Source organism: Rhizobium sp. SVR5-9E, assembly GCF_056755095.1.
In genome coordinates, this window is the sequence record NZ_JBNDHS010000728.1 from 1 (window position 1) to 237 (window position 237).

Annotated in this window: 1 protein-coding gene; it reads right to left on the reverse strand. The window is 38.4% G+C overall.

Features of this window, described 5'->3' with window-relative positions:
• Nucleotides 1–237, reverse strand: a 237-nt coding sequence (locus ACPYOJ_RS36750; protein WP_481420598.1) for a methylmalonyl-CoA mutase family protein, incomplete at both ends; no start/stop codon positions are given.

Here is a 237-nt window from a genome sequence, read left to right on the forward strand (position 1 = left end):
GTAGAAGTTTCTTACTTTTTCTTTGATGAAATATTCCTGAACGTCGCCCATTAATCTCAAGGCAAATTCAGTAGAGAAAATACATGTATTCTGAGCCTGGTCTTCTTTTAAAATATCTGCCTGAACGGTTCCACGAACGGTCGCGATGGTTTTAGCTTTAATTTCAGCGTACACATCGGCGGGAATCACTTCATCACCTGTGATTCCTAATAATTTTAATCCTAAACCGTTATTGGA